The sequence below is a fragment of the Bacteroides sp. CACC 737 genome, assembly GCF_013874375.1.
Taxonomy (GTDB): Bacteria; Bacteroidota; Bacteroidia; order Bacteroidales; family Bacteroidaceae; genus Bacteroides; species Bacteroides uniformis.
This window is the reverse complement of sequence record NZ_CP059408.1, coordinates 2,496,846-2,520,519: the sequence shown is the minus strand read 5'-3', so window position 1 is coordinate 2,520,519 and position 23,674 is coordinate 2,496,846. Positions and strand designations below refer to the sequence as shown.

Below are 23,674 nucleotides of genomic sequence, written 5' to 3'. Positions count from 1 at the left end.
GATACCTGACGGTATCATCTTATCACCCTATCGCTTTATCATTTTATAGCTTTGATTTATGCATTCCTTCCGTGGCAGTTTTTGTATTTCTTACCGCTTCCGCAAGGACAAGGATCATTGCGTCCTACGGTCTTCTCGGCACGGATAGGTTCGCGTCTTGGTTGTTCACGTGTATCTTGTGCCGCAGCGGCCTGCTGGTTCGGGTCATTCAAATCAACCTTCTGTTCGCGATACTTGCTCATATCCTGGCGTTGTTCCGGAGCAGCCTGGCGCACCTCTACTTGGCGGGGAGCCTGGGGAGCCTCAGGGGCTTCAGCCGGAGCCTCTTGTACCGGGATTTGTCCACGCATCAGGATAGAGATGGTCTGGTTATTGATTTTGTTGACCATTGCATCAAACAAGTTCACAGATTCCAGCTTGTAAATCAGTAGCGGGTCTTTCTGCTCGTAACTTGCATTCTGCACGGAGTGTTTCAGCTCGTCCAGCTCGCGCAGGTTTTCTTTCCATGCTTCGTCGATAACATGCAGCAAGATGGATTTCTCGAATGACTTCACCACCTCCTTACATTCTGTCTCGTAAGCTTTCTTCAGGTTGCAGGAGATGTTGTACATACGTTTTCCGTCTGTGATGGGGATAAGTATGTTTTCGTACATGTGTCCCTGCATTTCGTATACTTGCTTGATGACCGGATAGGCTATCTGTGCCATACGTTCTGTCTTGCGCTTGAAGAGTTCCATGGCAGCGTCAAAAGTTCTGTCTGCCAGTTTTTCTTTCTTCTCATTACGGAATTCCTCTTCGGTGAAAGGTACTTCCATGGCAAGCGTCTGGAGCACATCCATCTTGCAGTTTTCATAGTCGGGTGCTTCGACGGCGTTGGCACAACGGTCCCAAATCATGTTCACGATATCCATACCGATACGTTCGCCCATCAAAGCGTGGCGGCGTTTGGTGTAGACTACTGTACGTTGCTTGTTCATCACGTCGTCATATTCCAACAGACGCTTACGGATGCCGAAGTTGTTTTCCTCAACTTTCTTTTGCGCACGTTCAATGGACTTGGAAATCATGCCGTGTTCAATCATTTCACCTTCTTTGAAACCTAGTTTGTCCATTACACTGGCAATGCGGTCACTGGAGAACAAACGCATCAGGTCATCTTCCAAAGATACGAAGAATACAGAAGAACCCGGGTCGCCTTGACGTCCTGCACGACCACGTAACTGACGGTCCACACGGCGTGATTCGTGGCGTTCTGTACCGATGATGGCAAGACCGCCTGCAGCTTTCACTTCCGGACTCAGCTTGATGTCGGTACCACGACCGGCCATATTGGTAGCAATGGTTACAGCACATTTCAAACCGGCAGTAGCCACAATATCCGCTTCTTTCTGATGCAGTTTGGCATTCAATACACTATGTTCAATCTTACGCATGGTGAGCATTTTGCTCAACATTTCAGAGATTTCAACAGAAGTGGTACCCACCAGTACGGGGCGTCCTGCTGCCACCATTTTTTCTATCTCTTCGATGACTGCTTTATATTTTTCACGTTTTGTCTTGTAAACGCGGTCGTTCATGTCGTTACGGGCAATGGGGCGGTTGGTCGGAATAACCACTACATCCAGTTTGTAGATGTCCCACAACTCGCCGGCTTCTGTTTCTGCCGTACCGGTCATACCGGATAGTTTGTGGTACATACGGAAATAGTTCTGTAATGTAATGGTGGCAAAAGTCTGGGTGGCAGCTTCTACTTTCACGCCTTCTTTGGCTTCGATGGCTTGGTGCAAACCGTCAGAATAACGACGTCCTTCCATGATACGTCCCGTCTGCTCATCCACAATCTTTACCTGACCGTCGATTACCACATATTCGTCATCTTTCTCGAACATGGTGTATGCCTTCAACAGTTGGTTGATGGTATGCACACGTTCGCTTTTGATGGCATAGTTGGTCATCAGGGCATCCTTCTTTTCAAGGCGCTGTTCGTCTGTCAGCTCTGTTTCGTTTTCCAAGGCAGAGAGTTGCGCTGTGATATCGGGGAGTACGAAGAAAGTGGGGTCCTCTACATTGCTACTAATCAAGTCTACGCCCTTGTCTGTCAAATCCACGCTGTTCATTTTCTCTTCGATAACGAAGTACAGCGGGTCAGTCACCTCGTGCATGCGCTTGTTGTTCTGCTCCATGTAGATTTCTTCGGTCTTCAGCATACCGGCCTTGATGCCTTGTTCGCTGAGGAACTTGATGAGTGCCTTGTTCTTGGGCAGGCACTTGTGACTGCGGTACAAAGCGAGGAAGCCTTCTTCCTGGTCTTTCTTATCGTTCGATGCAATCAGGCGCTTGGCATCGGCCAGGTATTGGGTAGCCAGTTTTTTCTGAGCTTCTACCAGACGTTCTACTTGTGGGCGGAGCTGTTCGAAGAGTTGGTCATCGCCTTTGGGAACCGGTCCGGAGATAATCAGCGGAGTACGGGCATCATCAATCAATACTGAGTCCACCTCATCGACAATGGCATAATTATGTTGGCGTTGTACCAGGTCTTTGGGGCTGATAGCCATGTTGTCACGCAGGTAGTCGAAACCGAATTCATTGTTTGTACCGAACGTGATGTCTGCCAGATAAGCTTTGCGACGGGCATCAGAGTTGGGCTGGTGCTTGTCGATGCAATCTACACTCAAACCGTGGAACATGTAAAGAGGACCCATCCATTCGGAGTCACGTTTTGCCAGATAGTCGTTCACTGTTACCACGTGCACGCCGTTACCAGTCAGGGCATTGAGGAATACCGGTAGGGTAGCTACCAATGTCTTACCTTCACCGGTTGCCATTTCGGCAATCTTACCTTTATGTAGAACCACACCGCCGAATAGCTGTACATCATAATGTACCATGTTCCATACAGTATCGTTGCCACCTGCTATCCAATGGTTCTGGTAGATGGCTTTATCGCCTTCGATGCGTACAAAGTCTTTAGTGGCAGCCAGTTGGCGGTCAAAATCGGTAGCTGTAACCACTATTTCTTCATTTTCAGAGAATCGTTTGGCTGTTTCCTTTACAATAGAGAAAGCGGTGGGTAATACTTCGTCCAGCGCTTTTTCATAAATCTCCAATATCTCTTTCTCGATTTTGTCGATTTGGTTGAAGAGGTCTTCGCGTTTTTCCAGTTCGGTATCTTCAACGCTGGCTTTCAGTTCTTCCACTTTGGCGCGTTGTTCGGCTGCCGAATCGTGGATGTAGGCTTTCAGTTCTTCTGTCTTGGCGCGTAGGGCGTCGTTGTCGAGTTTGGCTACTTCCGGGTAAGCGGCTTTGATTTTCTCCACCCACGGTTGTATCTCTTTCATGTCGCGTGTGGATTTGTTGCCGAAAATCGAGCTTAAAAATTCATTAAATCCCATTATATATTTGTTTTTATTATTATTGCTGAGTTAGTTGAGCGTGCAAAGTTACTGATTTCTATACAGATTATCCAGATTTGCACAGATTATTTTAGAATCAAAAGTCGAGGGGAGATGCTGTACTTGCATTAGGGGCGCGGATGCGCATTACACTTGCCAGGGTAGGGGCAATGCGGTCGATACTGATGGGTATACGGATGATTTCAGCCTTCATTCCTCCTCCCAATAAAATGAGGGGAGCAGGAATATCGGCCGTACGTACTACACGGTTATCAATACTATTTTCCTGCATGATAGTCCAGCCCGGAAGTATTTCAATGAGCAAATCGCCAGAGCGCTTGCGGTGAAAACCATTGCGTATACGTTCTATTTGCGGTGACCAGGGGCCCAAAAGCAGGCGGTGAGCTGAATATACTTCGCTCACGCCACTGAACTGAACCAGAAATTCGGCAGATTTTTCTTGAATTTCAGTCAGGCTCAGCTGCTTGTTCTCAATAAGTTTATGGTTGAGATAGATTTGTTGGTCATAATAAGCTTCCACATATTGTCCCTCGCCATAGGATGCCATGAGGTACATGTTCAGCAGGGCGGCACAGCGGTTCAGGTAGAATTCACCACCCGGTATCCGATATACGCCCGGGTCGGCAGCTTCCGGGTCGGCATAGCCGGTGGAGGTGATGCAGAAAAGTACGTTGTGGAGCCCAACTTTACGTTCTATGAGCTCTAATAAGGAAGCTATACTACGGTCCAGCCGTACGTAGGTATCTTGCATTTCCATGGCACATTCCTGCGTACTCCGGTGGTTGTAATTTCCTGCGTAGTAAGTCAGCGATAATAGGTCGGGTACGTCATCTTGTCCGATAGTGCTCTTGTTCAGCAGCTCTTCGGTCAGCAGGTTGACTTCCTCGTTGATGAAAGGACTGGTAATCAGGCGGCGAAATTTGTTTGCCCGTTCACCGTCCAGCTTGTATTTGAATGGTTCGTTACGCCATTCGGGCAGAAATGTATAGTTGGTAAAAGGAAGAGCAGGTGTCCATACCATATCCTTGATACGGTAGTCGGGAGATTTCCGGTCGTTGTATTGACTCAGCCACCACGGAAATTCATTATAATAAGTTGTACTGCACCATTTTCCGGTATTGTTATTAAGCCAGAAGGCACCGTTCCCCGCGTGTCCGGCACCCAATATGGCGGCATCGCGGAAAGGCGCAATGGCATAAACCAGACCTTTGTTGCGGGTAGCTATTTTTAGCTCGTCGGCAATGGTGGAGGTCAGTAATTGGGAGGGGGAAGTGCTTTCGTCGGTATAGTTGCCCATGAAGTTGGGGTCTTCTACACAGTCTATGGGGCGTAGTGTACCTGCATCCAGCCACTGCTCTGCAATGATGCCGTTCATGGACGGTGTTGTCCCGGTATAGATGGCGGCAATGGCCGAGGCTCGGTCCGTTCCGCAAAAAGGAAATTCTGCTTGACGGAAGACTTTACCTTCACGCAGTAAGCGCTTAAACCCCTTTTCTCCGTATAAGGACGAAAATGCTTCCATATAGTCTGTACGCAACTGGTCAATGGTCAATGTTACCACCAGCTTTGGGGAGGCAGGCAGCGGTTGGGCTTGCAAACCACTGAATGTAAGTGCGAGTATGGAAGTTATCAGTCCTTTTTTCATTACTTTCGTTTGTATGTCAGAATGAGGTTGCTTGCAGAACGTATCAGCAAACACAGTGCCAAAGGTAATATTGCTGGCGGAATTCTCTGCGGAATTATTGCCCAAAGCCCTATAAAAAGTGTTAAAACTGCAAAGTTAACCAGCATATAGCGGCTTATTTCCCTTTTTCGTACCCTGGATAGCATGAATGGAAGGCAAAAAAGGTGAAATGGATGGAATACAAATAGTATATAATTGGGACTTACTGCCGGATGCTGTGAGAATAGTGCTAAAAATGCCAGTATACATCCAGCCATTCCGGCAACCAAGAAGAGTATGAGGTCCATGCCCCAGAGAGTTTTTCCTCTTCGTATGCCGTAAATGCTGATGCCTGCTACAAGTATCAGTAATAGCGAAGCCGACTGCATCGGTGTGATGCCTCTGCTGACGAAGTCGGCTGGTGTTTTACCCGTTACTACGATTTTTTCTTCTTTGGCAACCAGTGGCCGTGCTTGTCCTTCTTTGTCCACAATCTGCGCTTTATTGAAATACTCCTGCATGTAGAAGGGGACGAACATTGCCAGCCGGCGGTTGATGGGTTCGTCTGCTTTGCTGCCCATGCATAAGTCCATGCCGAAACGTGACCACAAATGGCCTTCACTGTATTTATGCAGCAAATCCCTGAAAGAGATTCCCGTACTGTTATCAGTCATATTGTCAGCGTATTGCAGCGTGCCGTTGATGGCACGTTCTATCTGGTCTCGCGGGCGGGTGGCGCAATTGTCGTAGAAAAAATTGTAGCGGTATACTCGGTTTTCGGGGCGGTAGTTCTCTGTCAATAGTGTTATCAGGCATTCTTTTTCTTCTTCTGTTAGGTTTAACGTCTGTTGCCAGACATCGCGTCCCAGATAGTTATATTCGGCGGCGAAATGCTCATAATCGGTCACTCCAAGTTGATAATCCGTTTCTCCCAAGGCAAAACGGAAGATGAAGTTAGGGGCGTTGAAGTTGAACATGCCGTAATTGAAGACGGCGTCAATGCCGCGCGTATAGTTCTCGTACCGTATGGCAGTGTGTCCGAATAGGGAATAAATCTCTCCTCCTGCAGCGCAAGTCAGTAGACTGACGCGCACGGAGTCTGTTGCAGCACTCTTTTGCTGTTGTGTCACCTGGGCATTCGCTGCAGGCAAACAGAAGAAAAAGATTACTATATATATATGTATAAGTAGGCTTCGTTTCATGCTGCAAACTTACGGAAAAAACTAATATTATCCCAATTTGTGATGAGGAACTAAAGTGGTTATTCGTGTTATCCCAGTCATCTGTGTCCGAAGAATCTTTTTTAATTATGAACTTGATACAATTCTTGATTCGCATTATTGGCTGTTTTGAATCAACTGCCAAGTACGAGCGGTAAGTGTTTTCTATTTACAAATGATATAGGTGAAAGAATAGTGGTATATTGAACCTGGTTTAGCCGTATACTGAATGCCATTCAATCGTATACTGAATAGGGATCGGTCGTATACTGAATGTAATGCATCTCAACTATATTGATAATCAGGTGGTTGTGGTATGGCGTTGTGGTTTTAATAAATCTCAACAAATTATTGGAGTGGCATTGTGCTTGTTTGGTACGGATATGAATAAGAATTCTTGTGCGGTTGCTCTTCTAATAAAGAGGTAGTTTCTGCTGAATTTCAATATTAATGTTATATCTTTGCGCCGCTAAATTTATGCAATACGGTGAATCTCATTATTGATATAGGAAATACAATTGCCAAGATGGCGGTGTTTGATGGTGGACGTATCGTAGAGGTGGTGTATGACTCCAATCTGACGTTGGAACGATTGCCTGAAGTGTGCCGTACATATACGATTGAAAAAGCGATAGTGGCTACTGTCATTGATTTGAGCAGAGAGGTGTTGTCGCAACTGGAAGGTATGGCTGTTCCCATTCTGTGGCTCAATGAAAAGACTTCTCTTCCGGTAGAAAACCTCTATGAAACTCCCCGGACGCTGGGGTATGATCGTATGGCGGCGGTGGTAGGAGCCAATGAGCAATTTCCTGGCAGGGATATACTGGTGATTGATGCCGGTACTTGTATCACTTATGAGTTTGTCGATGCTGCTGCCCGCTATCATGGCGGGAATATCTCTCCCGGCCTGCAGATGCGTTTCAAGGCGCTTCATCAGTTTACCGGACGGCTTCCAATGGTGACTCTTGAGGGGCGGATGGTGCCCATGGGGAAGGATACCGATACGGCTATCCGTGCCGGAGTACTGAAGGGTATTGAATATGAAATTTCAGGTTACGTTACGGCTATGAAGCATAAATATCCTGAACTTTTGGTTTTTTTAACGGGCGGGGATGATTTTTCTTTTGATACAAACTTAAAAAGTATCATCTTTGCAGACAGATTTTTAGTGTTGAAAGGATTAAATAGAATTTTAAACTATAATAATGACAGGCTATAGACAAACACTGTTAGTGCTCTTGCTTACGATATTATCAGGAGCGGCAGTCGCTCAAAATAATACGAATTCTCCCTATACACGATATGGATATGGACAGTTGTCTGAACAAGGCTCAAGTAACAGCAGGGCGATGGGTGGTATTGCCTATGGTTTACGAGACAAGTACCAGACTAACTTTGCTAATCCGGCATCCTATACGGCGGTAGATTCGCTGACTTTTATCTTTGATGGAGCAGTCTCTCTACAGAATACAAACCTCAGTAACGGCACTCTGAAACAAAATGCCAAGAATTCCAGTTTTGATTACATCACGATGCAATTTCGTGCAAGTAAATGGGCTGCCATAAGCTTGGGGTTATTGCCTTATTCGAATGTGGGATACAGCATGGGAGAGTACCGGGAAGATACGGAATTCCCAGACAAATCTACGACGGTAAGCTATTCGGGAGAAGGAGGTCTGCACCAGCTTTATTTAGGTGCAGGCTTTAAAATAATTAAAAATCTTTCCGTCGGTGCGAATTTTTCGTATCTTTGGGGAGATATAACAAGAACCGCTGCGGAAACCTTTCCGTCCAGTTCTAGTGTATTTCCTATTACAATACAGTCTAATGTGGCTGTAAAGAGCTATAAATTGGATTTTGGAGCACAGTACACCCACCAGTTTGGAAAAAAGCATGTTGCAACATTGGGAATCGTATTTTCTCCGGGGCATGATTTGAGCAACGATGCGTACGAAGTTACGCAGACTGGCAATAGTAATACGGGAGTTACCTCGGTAACAAGGGACACTATTGTTACTTGCGGCATTCCAACAACATTTGGAGCAGGTGTGACATACGTGTACGACGATCGTCTGACGGTGGGAGCGGATGTGATGTTTCAAAATTGGAGTAAAGTGAGCTATATGAATAATGACGAGGCGTTTTGCGACCGTGGAAGAGTATCCGTTGGTGCAGAATATCTGCCGAATCCTATGGGACGAAGTTATTTGTCTCATGTGAAGTATCGTTTGGGAGCTTATTACTCCAAGCCTTATTATAAGATAGACGGTGTACGTGCCGCTGATGAATATGGCATTACTGCCGGTTTTGGATTACCTATACCGAGAACCCGTTCCGTATTGAGCCTTTCTGCGCAATACGTGCGAACCAAAGGAACCCAAGCTGCGTTCTTGAACGAAAATACATTGCGTATTTGTATCGGAGTAACCTTTAACGAACGCTGGTTCTTCAAGCGTAAAGTGGATTAATGGAAATTGAATAGACAAAAAATATAACAACTAAAATTTAAATACAATGAAAATTAAGACGCTTGTGGCTGTCTTGCTCCTTTCGGGTGGAGCGACCAGTACTTTCGCACAGACTGAAAATTGTAATTCGAACAGTAGTATCTCTCATGAAGCAGTGAGAGCTGGTAACTTTAAGGATGCATACGCTCCTTGTATGGCTGTATTGAAGGATTGCCCTACACTGCGGTATTATACATTTACAGATGCTCAGAAGATTTTAGTGGGTTTCTTGAGTCAGATTAAAGATAGAAATTCTGCTGATTATAAGAAGTATTTTGATGAGCTGATGGATGTGTATGACTTGAGAATGAAGTACATTCCTGAATTTGTTAACAAGGGAATGAAGGGGGTGCCGAGTGTAGCTGATGCTTTGGGTGCCAAAGCAGTGGATTATCTTCAATTTGCTCCGACTCCGGACCTTAATACAGCTTACAATTGGCTGAAAGAATCTGTCCAAGCAGAAAAGGGCGGCTCCAAAGGTGCAGTTTTACACTATTTCTTGGATGTTTCTATGCAGAAGGTAAAGGCAGATGACAATCATACTGACCAGTTCTTCCAAGACTATATTGATGCTTCCAAGTATGCGGATGATGCTATCGCAGCTGAGACCAAAGAGGCAAAGAAGGCAAACCTGCAAACTATCAAGGATAATTTGGTAGCTATGTTCATCCAGAGTGGTGTGGCTGATTGTGAATCTTTGCAGAATATCTATGGCCCTAAAGTAGAAGAAAATAAGACAGACTCTACTTTCTTGAAGAAAGCATTGAATATTTTGAAATTGATGAAGTGTAACGAAAGTGAAGTTTATTTCAAGGCTTCTGAATACATGTATCAAATTGACCCGACTGCCGATGCTGCTGTAGGTGTAGCATACATGTACTATAAAAAAGGTGACTATGACAATGCCGTGAAATACTTTGACGAAGCATTGGCTAAGGAAACCGATAATGACAAGAAAGCTGAAATGGCATATGCCACTGCTGCTGCTTTGATGCAGGCTAAGAAACTTTCTCAGGCAAGAGCATATTGCCAGAAGGCTATTAGCTTTAAGGAAAACTATGGTGATCCTTATATCTTGCTGGCACAGCTTTACGGTTCCAATCCTAATTGGACTGACGAGCCAGCTCTGAATAAGTGTACTTACTTTGTAGTAATTGATAAGTTGCAGAGAGCTAAAGCGGTGGATCCTTCAGTTACAGAACGTGCTAACGAGCTGATTAGTACTTATTCCCGTCACACTCCCCAGGCTAAAGACCTCTTTATGTTGGGTTACAAAGCTGGTGACCGTATCACTATCGGCGGATGGATAGGTGAATCTACAACTATCAGATAAAACTATGTTGCTACAACTCATCAACGTTGTTTATCATAAAAATGCGAGCATAACCATTGTCTTTGGGGCAATGGTTATGCTTCTTTTATTTTCTTCATGTTCCGGGAAGAAGAAGGAGCTGGGCGATGCCATTACCGAGCGTGATTCTATGGCGGTGATGGACACCCGCGGGGTGACTACGCTAGTGTCTGATTCCGGTGTAACACGTTACCGCATCAATACGGAAGAGTGGCTGGTCTTTGACCGGAAGAATCCTCCATACTGGGCTTTTGAAAAGGGGGTCTATTTGGAAAAGTTTGACTCTATCTTCCAAGTGGAGGCAAGTATCAAGGCCGATACAGCCTATTTCTTTAATAAGGAAGAGTTATGGAAACTGATGGGGAATGTGCATATACAGAATTTGAAAGGTGAGCAGTTTGATACAGAGTTGCTGTATTGGGACCAGCGGACACAAAGAATTTATTCGGATGAGTTTATCCGTATCGAACAGCCTGACCGTATCATTACGGGACATGGCTTTGAATCCAATCAGCAAATGACTGTTTACACGATTCGCAAGCCGGAGGGCATCTTCTATGTTGACGAAGAGGCTGCCGCAGCAGATAGCTTGCAGACTGATACCATAAATTGATAAAATGGATACCGTTATTTTTTTATTGATAACCATGGCTTTCTCCGCTTTCTTTTCAGGAATGGAGATTGCCTTTGTTTCCGTAGATAAACTGCGCTTTGAGATGGAAAGGAAGTCAGGCGTCACTTCCGGTATCATTTCCTATTTTCTTCGCAACCCGAATAACTTCATCTCGACCATGCTGGTTGGTAATAATATCGCGCTTGTCATTTATGGTATCTTGATGGCACAAATCATAGAGGTGAATCTTCTTGCCGGAATTATTTCCAACCATTTTGTAATGGTGTTGGTGCAGACTATAATTTCCACTCTTATTATTTTGGTAACCGGTGAGTTCTTGCCGAAGACTTTGTTTAAAATCAATCCCAATCTGATGCTGAGGGTGTGTGCCATTCCTTTATTTATATGTTATGTCATTCTGTTTCCTGTTTCAAAATTTGCATCGGGATTGTCGTATCTGTTCCTTCGGATATTTGGGATGAAAGTAAACAAGGAAGCGTCGGCCAAGGCTTTTGGCAAAGTGGATTTGGATTACTTCATCCAGTCGAGCATAGAGAATGCGGAAAGTGAAGAAGAACTGGATGCAGAGGTAAAGATATTCCAAAATGCGCTTGATTTTTCGAATATAAAGATACGCGACTGTATTGTACCGCGTACAGAGGTGGTAGCTGTAGATCTGACCACCACATTGGAAGAATTGAAATGTCTTTTTGTGGAGTCGGGTATTTCTAAAATCATAGTATATGATGGAAATATAGATAATGTGGTGGGATATATTCACTCGTCGGAAATGTTCAGGAATCCGGTAGACTGGAAGAATAACGTGAAGGAAGTGCCTATTGTACCCGAAACGATGTCGGCTCACAAACTGATGAAACTGTTCATGCAGCAGAAAAAAACGATTGCTGTAGTGGTGGACGAATTTGGTGGTACGGCAGGCATCGTTTCTTTGGAGGATTTGGTGGAAGAAATTTTCGGCGATATTGAGGATGAGCATGATAATACGTCCTATGTATGTAAGCAGCTGGGTGAACGTGAATATGTGCTTTCGGCCCGTCTGGAAATAGAAAAGGTAAATGAGACTTTCGGGCTCGACCTGCCGGAATCGGACGATTATCTGACAGTGGGCGGTCTGATTCTGAACCGTTATCAAAGTTTCCCGAAGCTGCATGAAGTGATTGAAGTGGATAATTATCAGTTTAAAATAATCAAGGTGACAGCTACTAAAATTGAGTTGGTAAGACTGAAAGTCATTGAATAATTTCATTTAGGCGTAATTTTTTAAAGAATAAATGGATGCGTATTAGCATTTTTTGTATCTTCGTGCGCTAAAATGAACATGTTAGGAAAATAATAATAAACAAATAAATCATATTAACTAAAATGGCAACATTACAAAACATTCGGTCTAAAGGACCTTTATTGGTGATTGTTATTGGTTTGGCGCTGTTTGCTTTCATCGCAGGTGACGCGTGGAAAGTGCTTCAGCCACACCAGTCACAAGACGTTGGTGAAGTGAACGGGGAGACAATTTCCGCTCAGGATTTTCAAGCATTGGTAGAAGAATATACAGAAGTTATCAAGTTCTCCAGTGGCAACAGTGCATTGAGCGATGAACAAACCAACCGAATCAAAGATGAAGTATGGAGAACATACGTCAATAATAAACTGATTGAAAAAGAAGCTAAGAAACTTGGCTTGTCTGTATCTAAGGCGGAAGTTCAGGCTATCATTGATGCCGGTGTGCATCCGATGCTGCAACAGACTCCGTTCCGTAATCCCCAGACCGGTGCGTTCGATAAGGATATGTTGAAGAAGTTCCTAGTAGACTATTCCAAGATGAACAAGGCACAGATGCCTTCCAATTATGCAGAGTATTATGAGTCTATGTATAAGTTCTGGTCTTTCCTTGAGAAGTCTCTTATCCAGGCTCGTCTTCAGGAAAAGTATCAGGCTTTGATTACGAAATCTCTCTTCTCCAATCCTGTGGAAGCTCAGGATGCATTTGATGCAAGAGTGGATCAGTCAGACCTGTTGCTTGCAGCAGTTCCCTATTCTTCTATTGTTGATTCTACTATTGTCATCAAGGATTCTGACTTGAAAGCTGCCTACGATAAGAAGAAAGAGCAATTCAAGCAATATGTGGAAACCCGTAACATTAAGTTTATTGATGTGCAGGTAACTGCAAGTGCAGAAGACAGAGCTGCTCTCCAAAAGGAAATGGAGGAATATACGGAGCAACTTATTGCCAATCCTTCTGACTATACTACCTTCATCCGTTCTACCGGTTCCGAAACTCCTTATACAGACTTGTTCTACACTACTAAGTCTCTGCCCGCTGATGTGACTGCCCGTTTGGACTCTGTTGCGGTGGGTGGTGTGTTCGGACCTTATTATAACGTATCGGACAATACTCTCAACTCTTTCAAGAAATTGGCTACTGCTGCCATGCCGGACTCTATCGAGTTCCGTCAGATTCAAGTGGTTGCTGAAGATGCTGAAAAGACGAAGACTTTGGCCGACAGCATCTACAATGCTATTAAGGAGGGTGCCAGCTTTGCTGAAGTTGCGAAAAAATACGGTCAGACCGGTGAGCCTACCTGGATTTCTTCTGCTAATTACGAAGGCGCACAGATTGACGGTGACAACTTGAAATATATTACTGCTGTCACTACTTTGGGACAGAACGAGCTGACCAACTTGGCGTTGGGACAGGCAAATGTCATTTTGCAGGTAACCAACAAGAAGGCTGTCAAGGATAAATATAAGGTAGCCGTTATCAAGCGTCCGGTAGAATTCAGTAAGGAAACTTACAGTAAGGCATACAATGAGTTCAGCCAGTTTATTGCTGCAAACAATACTTTAGAGAAAATGATTGCTAATGCGGAAGATGCTGGTTATAAGTTGCTGGATAGAGCCGACTTGTACAGCTCTGAACATGGTATCGGTGGTATCAGAGGTACCAAAGATGCTTTGAAATGGGTGTTTGAGGCAAAAGCCGGTGAAGTTTCCGGTTTGTACGAATGTGGCGAGAGCGACCATATGCTGGTAGTAGGTGTTGCAAGTATTGTTCCTGAAGGCTATCGCCCACTGGCTTTGGTAAAAGACCAGTTGAGAGCTGAAATTCTCCGTGACAAGAAAGCAGAGAAGATTATGGCTGATATGAAGGCTGCCAATGCAACTTCGTTCGAGCAGTATAAGAATATGGCAAATGCTGTCAGTGATTCTGTAAAGCACGTTACTTTCTCTGCTCCTGCCTATATCCCGGCATTGCGTAGCAGCGAACCTCTGGTAGGCGCATACGCTTCTATTGCCGAAGTGAACAAGCTGAGTGCTCCTATCAAGGGTAATGGTGGTGTATTCGTTCTGCAACCTTATGCAAAAGAGAAACTGAACGAAACATTCAACAAGGAAACTGAAGAGGATAACTTGGCCAACATGCATGCACGCATGGCAAGCCAGTTCATCAGTGACTTGTATCTGAAAGCCAACGTAAAAGACCAACGTTATTTATTCTTCTAAGAATAGAAAAAATATATTGAAAAGCCGTCCGGTACTTCCGGGCGGCTTTTTCATTGTCTGTACATTTCATTTTCTACACTCTCCGTTGTCTTTGTGCAACTTTATTCCTACCTTTGCATTCTTGAAAGAGTTTTGTTTTAATGAAAAACGATATGCAGAAACGACCTCTATTGGGCTTGACGCTCTCTGAATTGCAGAATGTGGTGAAGAATCTGGGAATGCCCGGTTTCTCTGCCAAGCAGATAGCTTCCTGGCTGTATGACAAGAAGGTGATTTCTATAGACGAAATGAGCAATCTTTCGTTGAAGCATCGGGAATTGCTGAAAGAAATCTATGAGGTAGGTGCCAAAGCGCCGGTAGATGCCATGCGCTCTGTAGACGGTACGGTGAAATACTTGTACCGGGCAGGCGAGGGACATTTTGTGGAAGCTGTCTATATACCCGACGAAGACCGGGCTACGCTTTGTGTCTCCTCCCAGGTGGGCTGCAAGATGAACTGTAAATTCTGCATGACCGGCAAGCAGGGTTTTACCGCCAATCTGACATCTAACCAGATTATTAACCAAATCAATTCGTTGCCCGAAAGGGACAAGCTGACCAATGTGGTAATGATGGGTATGGGTGAACCACTTGATAATCTGGACGAGGTATTGAAAGCGCTGGAAATAATGACCGCCTCTTATGGGTATGCGTGGAGTCCCAAGCGTGTTACACTTTCTTCTGTGGGACTGAAGAAGGGCTTGCTGCGTTTTATTGAGGAATCGGATTGCCACCTGGCTATCAGCCTTCATTCGCCGATACCTTTGCAACGCCGCGAGCTGATGCCGGCAGAGAAGGCGTTCTCCATCACGGAGATTGTAGAATTGTTAAGAAACTATGATTTTAGCAAACAGCGCAGACTATCTTTTGAATATATTGTTTTCAAAGGAGTGAATGACTCGTTACCGTATGCAAAGGAACTTCTGAAGCTGCTACGCGGGCTGGACTGCCGGATTAACCTGATTCGTTTTCATGCCATACCTGGGGTGAATCTTGAGGGAGCCGATATGGAAACCATGATTGCGTTCCGTGATTATCTGACTTCTCACGGTCTGTTTACCACTATACGGTCATCGCGTGGAGAGGATATATTTGCCGCTTGTGGCATGTTGTCCACTGCCAAGCAGGAGGAGAATAAAGAAGAATTAATATAAATTATTAACTTAGGTAGGGAGGATATTACGCATTCTTCGTAGCTTTGTGAAAAACTAAAATGATAGAGATATGAGAAAGCACTTGTTTTATTTAAGTATGGTTCTCGTACTGACACTTTTTTCCGCCTGCGGTGGTGGTAAAAAGGGTGTGTTTACTCCGACCTCCAGCGGTCGTGCGTATGAAGTTCTGGTAGTGGTGGAGCCCGGCTTGTGGGAACGTCCTGCCGGTAGGGCGCTTTTCGATGTGCTTGATTCTGATGTTCCGGGGCTTCCCCAGTCAGAACGTTCATTCCGAATCATGTATACTGCCCCTTCCAATTATGATGCCACTTTAAAACTGATTCGCAATATCATTATTGTCGATGTGAACAAGGATCTCTATACCCAGCCTAAATTCAAGTATGCAAGGAATGTATATGCCGCTCCTCAGTCTATTCTCACTATTCAGGCGCCGGACGAGGTTTCGTTCGAGAAATTTGTGGAGGAGAACAAGCAGGTAATCATCGATTTCTTTACCCATGCGGAAATGAACCGTCAGATTTCAGTATTGAAGGACAAGCATAGCGACTATATAGCAACGAAGGTGAAAAGCCAGTTCGATTGCGATGTATGGGTGCCGGGCGAACTGACATCTACCAAGGAGGGGGAGAACTTCTTCTGGGCAGGTACGAATGCGGCTACCGGTGATCAGAACTTTGTAATCTACTCTTATCCTTATACGGATAAGGATACGTTTACTAAAGAATATTTTGTTCATAAACGCGATTCTGTGATGAAAATCAATATCCCGGGTGCCCAAGAAGGTATGTATATGTCGACGGATTCTCTGATGACCGATGTACGTCCCATCAGTGTGCAGGGAGACTATGCACTGGAGGCCCGCGGCTTGTGGCGTGTGAAGGGTGATTTCATGGGTGGTCCGTTCGTATCGCATGTACGTTTGGACAAAGCCAATCAGCGTATAATTGTATCTGAAATATTTATTTATTCACCTGATAAAATGAAACGTAATCTGGTGCGTCAGATGGAGGCTTCGCTCTATACCTTGAAACTGCCCGGCAGTAAGCAGGAAGGTGAGGAGATTCCGGTAGGTGTAACCGCAAAAGATACTACTAATAATAAGTAATAAAAATGGAAGATAACAAAATAAGAGTCGGCATTACACAAGGCGACATTAATGGTGTAGGGTATGAAGTGATTTTAAAGACGTTTGCAGACCCGGTGATGCTGGAATTGTGTACGCCGATTATCTACGGTTCGCCTAAAGTGGCAGCTTATCATCGTAAATCATTGGACTTGCCTGCCAACTTCAGTATCGTCAACTCCGCTTCCGAAGCGGCTCCCAATCGCTTGAGTGTAGTGAACTGTACGGATGATGAAGTAAAGGTTGAGTTTTCTAAACCTGACGTTGAAGCTGGTAAAGCTGCACTTGGTGCACTGGAAAAAGCCATTGAGGAATATAAGGAGGGGATGATAGACGTGATTGTCACAGCTCCCATCAACAAGCACACCATCCAGTCGGAGGAGTTCGCCTTCCCCGGACATACGGAGTATATAGAGCAGAAATTGGGAGATGGCGAGAAGGCCCTTATGATTCTGATGAAAGATGACTTCCGGGTAGCATTGGTGACCGGACATATTCCCGTTAAAGAGATAGCCGGAAGCATCACCAAAGAACTGATACAAGAAAAACTGAAGATATTCAACCGCTCCTTGAAGCAGGATTTTGCTATCGGCGCACCGCGTATTGCAGTGCTTTCACTGAATCCGCATGCAGGAGATGGTGGATTGCTGGGAACTGAAGAGCAGGAGATTATCATTCCGGCCATCAACGAAATGGCTGCTAAGGGTATGCTTTGCTATGGTCCTTATCCGGCAGACGGGTTTATGGGCTCAGATAACTTTATCCATTTTGATGGTATCCTGGCCATGTATCACGACCAGGGGCTGGCACCGTTCAAGGCATTGGCTATGGACGAGGGCGTAAACTATACTGCCGGCTTGCCGGTGATACGCACTTCGCCTGCTCATGGAACGGCCTACGATATCGCCGGGAAAGGAATTGCCTCTGAAGATTCGTTCCGGCAGGCTATCTATGTGGCTATAGATGTGTTCCGTAACCGCCAGCGTGAGAAAGAGGCACATGCAAATCCGCTGCGCAAGCAATATTACGAGAAACGTGACGATAGCGACAAACTGAAACTCGATAGTGTAGAAGAAGATTTGTAGAATGACAAAAGCGGAAATACAACAAGTAAAATTACGTTTTGGCATCATCGGCAATAACGAAGCGCTGATGCGTGCCATTGATATCGCTATCCAGGTAGCGCCTACCGACTTGTCTGTACTGATTACTGGAGAGAGTGGTGTGGGAAAGGAGAGCTTTCCGCAGATAATACACCAATACAGCCGGCGCAAGCATGGACAGTACATTGCCGTGAATTGTGGGGCCATTCCCGAAGGAACGATTGATTCGGAACTGTTTGGCCACGAAAAAGGTGCATTCACGGGGGCTATCGGTGAACGGAAGGGGTATTTCGGTGAAGCCAACGGCGGAACAATCTTCCTTGATGAAGTCGGCGAATTACCTTTGCCTACCCAGGCACGCTTGCTGCGTGTGCTTGAGAGCGGTGAATTCATCAAGGTAGGTTCTTCTAAGGTGGAAAAGACCGATGTGCGTATTGTTGCCGCTACCAATGTAAACTTGACACAGGCCATTGCTGACGGACGCTTTCGTGAAGACTTGTATTACCGTTTGAACACAGTACCTATTCAGGTTCCTCCATTGCGCGAACGCGGTGAAGACGTGGTGCTGCTGTTCCGCAAATTTGCTTCGGACTTTGCGGAGAAGTACCGTATGCCTGCCATTCAGCTGACGGAAGACGGCAAGCAAGTATTGCTGAGCTACTCATGGCCGGGTAATGTGCGCCAGTTGAAGAATATCACCGAGCAGATATCCATCATTGAGACCAATCGTGAAATCAATGCATCCATACTGAAGGGCTATCTGCCTGAGCAGAACAATATGCAGCGCCTGCCTGCCTTCTTTGGAGTGAAGGAGGACAAGAGCTTCGGAAGTGAACGGGAAATTCTCTATCAGGTTCTGTTTGATATGCGTCAGGATGTAACGGACTTGAAAAAGCTGGTGCATGAGATTATGGCTGAAAGGGGAACGGTATCCAATCCGACGGTTGCCACATCTACCTATTATGCGCCGGTCACTCCGGCGGTGGTACCTCCGGTGACATCCAGTGTCCCTACTATTATACATCCTTCGGTGAAGCCGGTTACTCCAGTGGACGATGACTTCCAGGATACGGAAGAATATGTGGAGGAGTCACTCTCCCTGGATGAAGTGGAGAAAGAAATGATACGTAAAGCGCTTGAAAAACATCACGGCAAGCGTAAGAGTGCGGCTCAGGATTTGAATATCTCTGAGCGTACGTTATACAGAAAGATAAAAGAATATGGATTGGATTAAAAAAGCGGCATTTGCTTCCTTGTTGGTAAGCTTGTTATTTCTGGTGAATTCATGTAGTATGAAGTTGGGACTTGCTCCGATAAGCTCTATTGACTATACAAAGGTAAAAACGATTTCCATTGCCGATTTCCAGAACCGGGCAGAGTATGTATATGCACCGTTGGCAACAGAGTTTAATCAGAAAATGAAGGATATGTTCATTCAGCAGACTCGCCTGCAATTGGTGAACTCCGGAGGAGACTTGGACATAGACGGAGAAATAACCGGTTACAACCAATATAATGAATCGGTGGATGCCAGCGGTTTCTCTTCGAAGGTGAAGGTGACACTGACAGTTAACGTGCGCTACACCAATAACACGAACCATGAGGAGGACTTTGAACAGCAGTTCTCGGCTTTCCAGACCTATGATTCCTCACAATTGTTGACCGATGTGCAGGACCAGCTGATAACCCTGATGGTGAAGGACATTGCTGAACAGATTTTCAATGCAACTATAGCTAACTGGTAAACTCATGACGCCTACCCATTTGCAACAATGGATTCAGCATCCCGAGACGCTGAATAGGGATACTTTGTACGAGCTTCGCACATTGGTGGCACGCTATCCTTATTTCCAGTCGCTCCGTTTGCTCTATCTGAAAAACCTCTATCTGCTGCACGACATCAACTTTGGCGCGGAGCTGCGCAAGGCTGTGTTGTATGTGGCAGACCGTCGTGTGTTGTTTTACTTTATAGAGGGTGACCGCTATACTTTGAAATCCCAGAAGGTCTCGTCGCTTTTTTCCGGCGATTCGGAGAAAGAGCCGAGTGTAGACCGTACCCTTTCCTTGATAGATGCGTTTTTGGCTACTGTTCCCGAAGAGCATTCACAGCATACAGAGCTGGATTATGCGGTGGATTATACGGCCTATTTAATGCAGGAAGAACCTGGTGTAGATGCAGAAAATGAGCAGGAAGTACCTAAACTGCGCGGACATGAATTGATAGATGACTTTATTCAAAAGAGTGAGTCTCCAGATGTCGCGAATACGAGAAGAGAGTTTCTTGTAGAGAAGGAGGAAGAGACTGAAGAAGAGGAAGAGCGCTCCGTATCGCCGGTAACGGAAGAATTGGACGATAGCTGTTTTACGGAAACTTTAGCCAAAATCTATATAAAACAGCACAGATATGACAAGGCACTTGAAATTATTAAAAAATTAAGTTTGAATTATCCAAAAAAAAATGCTTACTTTGCAGACCAAATCAGATTTTTGGAGAAATTGATTATTAACGCTAAATCAAAATAACAAAATGTATTTATTATTAGTTATCTTAATGCTGATTGCATCTGTGCTGATGTGCTTCATTGTATTGATTCAAAATTCTAAAGGAGGCGGTCTGGCATCAGGCTTTTCATCATCCAACCAAATTATGGGTGTGCGCAAGACTACGGATTTTTTGGAAAAAGCAACTTGGACTCTGGCAGCTGTCATGGTAGTCTTCAGTATTGTTTCTGCTTACACTATTCCTTCTTCCACAGGTAAGGGCGGTGATGTGATTCTGGAACAGGCGCAACAAGAAGAAAAAACTAATCCTTATAACATGCCCGTAGGTACAGAAGCTCCGCAATCGGAGGCCCCTGCAGCTACAACTCCGGCTGAAGCTCCTGCTCCTGCAGCAGAAGCCCCAGCAGCAGAATAAGATAAGGATATTGCGGATGACTCCCGCTTGGAAAAATAAGAGAAAGGTTGATACTGAAAAGGTGTCAACCTTTTTTCGTTTTAATGAAGTATTTATTTACCTTTGTCAGCAACTTATGTAATCTGATTAATAAATTGAAATTTAAATAGTGCAATGACAGAACAACTCAAACTTAAATTGAATGATTCCAAGGCTACCCGTTGGGGGGCATTGGTGATTGTTGCCTTCACGATGATGGCAGCTTATTATGTAAACGACGTGGTAGCGCCATTGAAGACAATGTTGGAAACGGACTTGGCTTGGTCGAGTACTGATTTCGGATTCTTTACCGGTGGTTATAGTTTCCTGAATGTTTTTTTCCTGATGCTGATTTGGGGAGGATTAATCCTCGACCGCTTTGGCATCCGCTTCACCGGAAAGCTGGCAACTATCTTGATGGTAGGTGGTACAGCACTTGAATACTATGCAATGACGGGACTTGCCGGTACCGACGCGACTTTATTTGGAATCAATGAAATATTTGGCTATAAAACAGGGGTGTTTGTTGCTTTTGCCGGTTATTCCATCTTTGGAGTAGGAGCGGAGGTCGCTGGTATTACAGTTTCCAAAATCATAGCCAAGTGGTTTAAGGGGAAAGAGCTTGCCACGGCTATGGGGGTACAAGTTGCTTTGGCACGTATCGGTTCGCAGGCCGGTTATGCAGTAGCCATTCCTTTGGCCCGTGCTTTCGGTATTTCCACACCGGTGTTGTTGGGCTTGGTTCTGTTGTTGGGTGGTATGATTGCTTTCTTCGTCTTTACAGTGATGGACAAGAAGCTGGACAAACAGATGGAAGCTGCTGCCATTGCTGCCGGTACGGAAGATGAGGAAGAGAAGTTCTCCTTTAAGGATGTGAAGAATATTCTGGTCAATCCCGGTTTCTGGCTGATAGCATTGCTGTGTGTATTGTTCTACTCTTGTGTATTCCCATTCCAGAAATTTGCTTCCGAGTTGATGATTATCAAATACGGTATCAATGAGAATGTAGCTGGTACGTTTGCCGGACTTCCGGCATTGGGGGCGCTGATTCTGACCCCGGTCTTTGGTGGTTTTATTGACAAGCGGGGCAAGTCCGCATCTATCATGCTGCTGGGTTCAGCCATGCTGATATGTGTACATTTTATTTATGCTATTCCCGATATAAACTATTGGTTGGTAGCTATTGTGCTGATGATAATTTTGGGCATCGCTTTTTCGCTGGTACCTTCTGCCATGTGGCCGGCTGTGGCCAAGATATTCCCGGTAAGTCAGCTGGGTACGGCATACGCATTGATTTTCTTTATCCAGAATATCGGTCTTTGGGGTATTCCTACATTGATAGGGTGGGTGCTTGATGCCTATTGTATATCCGGTAAGAAACCTGATGGAACGAATATGTATGACTATACGGTGCCTATGTGCATATTTACCGGTATTGCCTGCTTGTCCCTTGTAGTGGCCCTACTGCTGAAGAAGGCGGACAGGAAGTATGGTTATAAGCTGGAAGAGCCTAATATTCAGAAATAATAGGAAAAGCGGATACCATATGATGGAAATACCCGAAGGAAAAGTAAGTCTGTTGGACGCTGTTCCGGTCCGCTGTGGACATATAACAACCGAATGGGAAGGTGAGTGCGCCGTACTCGCCTACCCACGGTTTAAATACGAATGGATGCGTCGTTTTTTATTGCCGAAGGGGATGTCTCCTGACATCCATGTGAGGCTGGAAGAACACGGCACAGCCGTCTGGGATCTGATAGACGGACATCGTACCGTGCGCGAAATCATTTCTCTACTTGCCAGGCACTTCGGGGAGGAAGAGAATTATATTCCCCGGGTCACCGCCTACGTAATGCAATTGCGTAAGGATGGATTTATCCTGTTGACCATCCGGGATTAGAATTTCTTTATTCCCTATCTACTTTTATCAGTCCTCCCGTTGCCGTATCAAACAACACTTTGATGGTTGAATTCTTGTTGAACAGTACTGGTGCGAGATATTCTACGGTGCCGAATTGGGTAATGGGAAGTTGGTCATCAAACAATTTCTTATTGTTATACACCAATGTCACTTGTGCCTTGCCCGGAAGGTTATAGGCTACACCGTCCACTTTCTTTTTACTTTCTTCGGTGGCAGATACATCGGGATTTTTGAGGTCTGTGACACTGATGTAATACGGTTCACCTGCAAGGTCATTATTAGCTACCACTCCTAACTTTTTGGAGAAACGGAAAGCCACTTCATCTTTCATCTCTTTAGGCGTCAACCGGATAGTGAATGTCTTGGGTTCTTTCTTTATTTTGCCCGAGAACATTTCCGTCATGGCCGTTTCCTGCTGGTTCAGATTGTCGAGCATCAGCTTGAGCTGGGCGCCGTCCTTGGGCATATTGTCTGCCTCACCGCGCAGGATGGCATTCTTGCTTTCGCGGATGCTGTATATTTCCTTGGCCACCAGCTCGGCCATCTTGGCACTGGAGTTGGACATCAGTATTTCTTCTGTCAGAAAACTGCGTGGGTCAATGTTGCTTTCGGTGGCTTTAGCTACGGGCATCTTGGCAGCAGGCTTGTCACTGAACGGAATGTTGATGGAGCGGACAATCCCGTCTTCAGTAAGCTCCATAAGGGGTGCCACGGTTTTGTCTTTCATTTTGACGAAATAGACATTGTCCTTATCCGGTATACCGGCTATACGGGTTTCTATCTTATCCAGTGTCCAGAACTCTTCCGGTTCGGCAGACACGTTGTTGAGACGCAGATAGCGGTCGGCATATCTGCAAAATTCTCCGGGAGTGTAGGTATGCTTGGTGGTTTGCAATACGATTTCTATTTCTGTTTTGGGCAACATATAGGTTACTCCATAGTCTTTGCCACGCATCACACCGGTGGTTACGTCTGTTTGCGCTATGGCAGTGGTAGACAAGAACAGAGCTGAGAGTATCAATATATTCTTTTTCATAATCTACATTCGTTTAGACTGATTTAGCTAAGGGACAAAGTTAATGAAGTTAT

The 23,674-nt window shown here is 45.1% G+C and carries 19 protein-coding genes; 15 read left to right on the top strand and 4 right to left on the bottom strand.

Annotated features, from left to right (window positions below; all coding sequences use genetic code 11):
* Positions 1–56: 56 nt before the first annotated feature.
* The 3 genes from secA to H1A11_RS11050 all read right to left on the bottom strand — a co-directional run bounded on the left by secA (position 57) and on the right by H1A11_RS11050 (position 6,278).
* On the bottom strand, positions 57–3,392 hold the full coding sequence (gene secA, locus H1A11_RS11060; protein WP_117964191.1) for a preprotein translocase subunit SecA: 3,336 nt from the start codon (positions 3,390–3,392) through the stop codon (positions 57–59).
* Between the two features lie 97 nt (positions 3,393–3,489).
* On the bottom strand, positions 3,490–5,058 hold the full coding sequence (locus H1A11_RS11055) for an alkaline phosphatase family protein (RefSeq protein WP_117964192.1): 1,569 nt from the start codon (positions 5,056–5,058) through the stop codon (positions 3,490–3,492).
* On the bottom strand, positions 5,058–6,278 hold the full coding sequence (locus H1A11_RS11050) for a DUF4105 domain-containing protein (RefSeq protein WP_181757201.1): 1,221 nt from the start codon (positions 6,276–6,278) through the stop codon (positions 5,058–5,060). The genes H1A11_RS11055 and H1A11_RS11050 overlap by 1 nt, the downstream gene beginning before the upstream one ends.
* Positions 6,279–6,783: 505 nt before the next feature.
* Between H1A11_RS11050 and H1A11_RS11045 the strand changes: the two genes are divergently transcribed.
* The 15 genes from H1A11_RS11045 to H1A11_RS10975 all read left to right on the top strand — a co-directional run bounded on the left by H1A11_RS11045 (position 6,784) and on the right by H1A11_RS10975 (position 22,564).
* Positions 6,784–7,515 (top strand): type III pantothenate kinase, encoded by a 732-nt coding sequence (locus H1A11_RS11045; protein WP_117600440.1) that lies wholly within the window; start codon positions 6,784–6,786, stop codon positions 7,513–7,515.
* Positions 7,502–8,764, top strand: a complete 1,263-nt coding sequence (locus H1A11_RS11040) for a hypothetical protein (protein WP_117600439.1) — start codon at positions 7,502–7,504, stop codon at positions 8,762–8,764. The genes H1A11_RS11045 and H1A11_RS11040 overlap by 14 nt, the downstream gene beginning before the upstream one ends.
* 46 nt (positions 8,765–8,810) lie before the next feature.
* Positions 8,811–10,136 carry a M48 family metallopeptidase gene (locus H1A11_RS11035; protein ID WP_117600438.1) on the top strand — a complete coding sequence of 442 codons (1,326 nt, stop codon included), beginning with the start codon at positions 8,811–8,813 and terminating at the stop codon, positions 10,134–10,136.
* Positions 10,137–10,140: 4 nt separating this feature from the next.
* The gene (gene lptC, locus H1A11_RS11030) at positions 10,141–10,767 is read left to right on the top strand and encodes an LPS export ABC transporter periplasmic protein LptC (protein ID WP_117600437.1); all 627 of its coding nucleotides are present in this window, start codon (positions 10,141–10,143) and stop codon (positions 10,765–10,767) included.
* A 4-nt stretch (positions 10,768–10,771) separates the two neighbouring features.
* Complete coding sequence (locus H1A11_RS11025; RefSeq protein WP_117600436.1) at positions 10,772–12,028, top strand: hemolysin family protein; 1,257 nt, start codon at positions 10,772–10,774, stop codon at positions 12,026–12,028.
* Positions 12,029–12,150: 122 nt separating this feature from the next.
* Positions 12,151–14,289: a peptidylprolyl isomerase gene (locus tag H1A11_RS11020; protein ID WP_138345302.1), complete on the top strand. Its 2,139-nt coding sequence runs from the start codon at positions 12,151–12,153 to the stop codon at positions 14,287–14,289.
* A gap of 152 nt (positions 14,290–14,441) precedes the next feature.
* The gene (gene rlmN, locus H1A11_RS11015) at positions 14,442–15,482 is read left to right on the top strand and encodes a 23S rRNA (adenine(2503)-C(2))-methyltransferase RlmN (protein ID WP_117600517.1); all 1,041 of its coding nucleotides are present in this window, start codon (positions 14,442–14,444) and stop codon (positions 15,480–15,482) included.
* Positions 15,483–15,552: 70 nt separating this feature from the next.
* Positions 15,553–16,608, top strand: coding sequence for a DUF4837 family protein (locus tag H1A11_RS11010; protein ID WP_117600434.1), 1,056 nt, complete (start codon positions 15,553–15,555; stop codon positions 16,606–16,608).
* A 5-nt stretch (positions 16,609–16,613) separates the two neighbouring features.
* Positions 16,614–17,711 carry a 4-hydroxythreonine-4-phosphate dehydrogenase PdxA gene (pdxA, locus tag H1A11_RS11005; RefSeq protein WP_117964196.1) on the top strand — a complete coding sequence of 366 codons (1,098 nt, stop codon included), beginning with the start codon at positions 16,614–16,616 and terminating at the stop codon, positions 17,709–17,711.
* 1 nt (position 17,712) lies between these two features.
* The gene (locus H1A11_RS11000) at positions 17,713–18,963 is read left to right on the top strand and encodes a sigma-54-dependent Fis family transcriptional regulator (RefSeq protein WP_117964197.1); all 1,251 of its coding nucleotides are present in this window, start codon (positions 17,713–17,715) and stop codon (positions 18,961–18,963) included.
* Positions 18,950–19,474: an LptE family protein gene (locus tag H1A11_RS10995; protein WP_117600431.1), complete on the top strand. Its 525-nt coding sequence runs from the start codon at positions 18,950–18,952 to the stop codon at positions 19,472–19,474. The genes H1A11_RS11000 and H1A11_RS10995 overlap by 14 nt, the downstream gene beginning before the upstream one ends.
* 4 nt (positions 19,475–19,478) lie before the next feature.
* Positions 19,479–20,252 (top strand): tetratricopeptide repeat protein, encoded by a 774-nt coding sequence (locus H1A11_RS10990; RefSeq protein WP_117964198.1) that lies wholly within the window; start codon positions 19,479–19,481, stop codon positions 20,250–20,252.
* A gap of 4 nt (positions 20,253–20,256) precedes the next feature.
* Positions 20,257–20,646, top strand: coding sequence for a preprotein translocase subunit SecG (gene secG, locus H1A11_RS10985; protein ID WP_009038088.1), 390 nt, complete (start codon positions 20,257–20,259; stop codon positions 20,644–20,646).
* A 153-nt stretch (positions 20,647–20,799) separates the two neighbouring features.
* Entirely contained in the window at positions 20,800–22,191 is a 1,392-nt protein-coding gene (locus H1A11_RS10980) for a nitrate/nitrite transporter (protein ID WP_119961318.1), read from the top strand.
* 19 nt (positions 22,192–22,210) lie between these two features.
* A complete protein-coding gene (locus H1A11_RS10975; RefSeq protein WP_138345304.1) occupies positions 22,211–22,564 on the top strand; it encodes a PqqD family protein in 354 nt (117 codons plus the stop codon).
* A 7-nt stretch (positions 22,565–22,571) separates the two neighbouring features.
* On the opposite strand, the gene H1A11_RS10970 is transcribed toward H1A11_RS10975, so the two are convergent.
* Complete coding sequence (locus tag H1A11_RS10970; RefSeq protein WP_138345306.1) at positions 22,572–23,621, bottom strand: DUF4831 family protein; 1,050 nt, start codon at positions 23,619–23,621, stop codon at positions 22,572–22,574.
* Positions 23,622–23,674 lie beyond the last annotated feature (53 nt).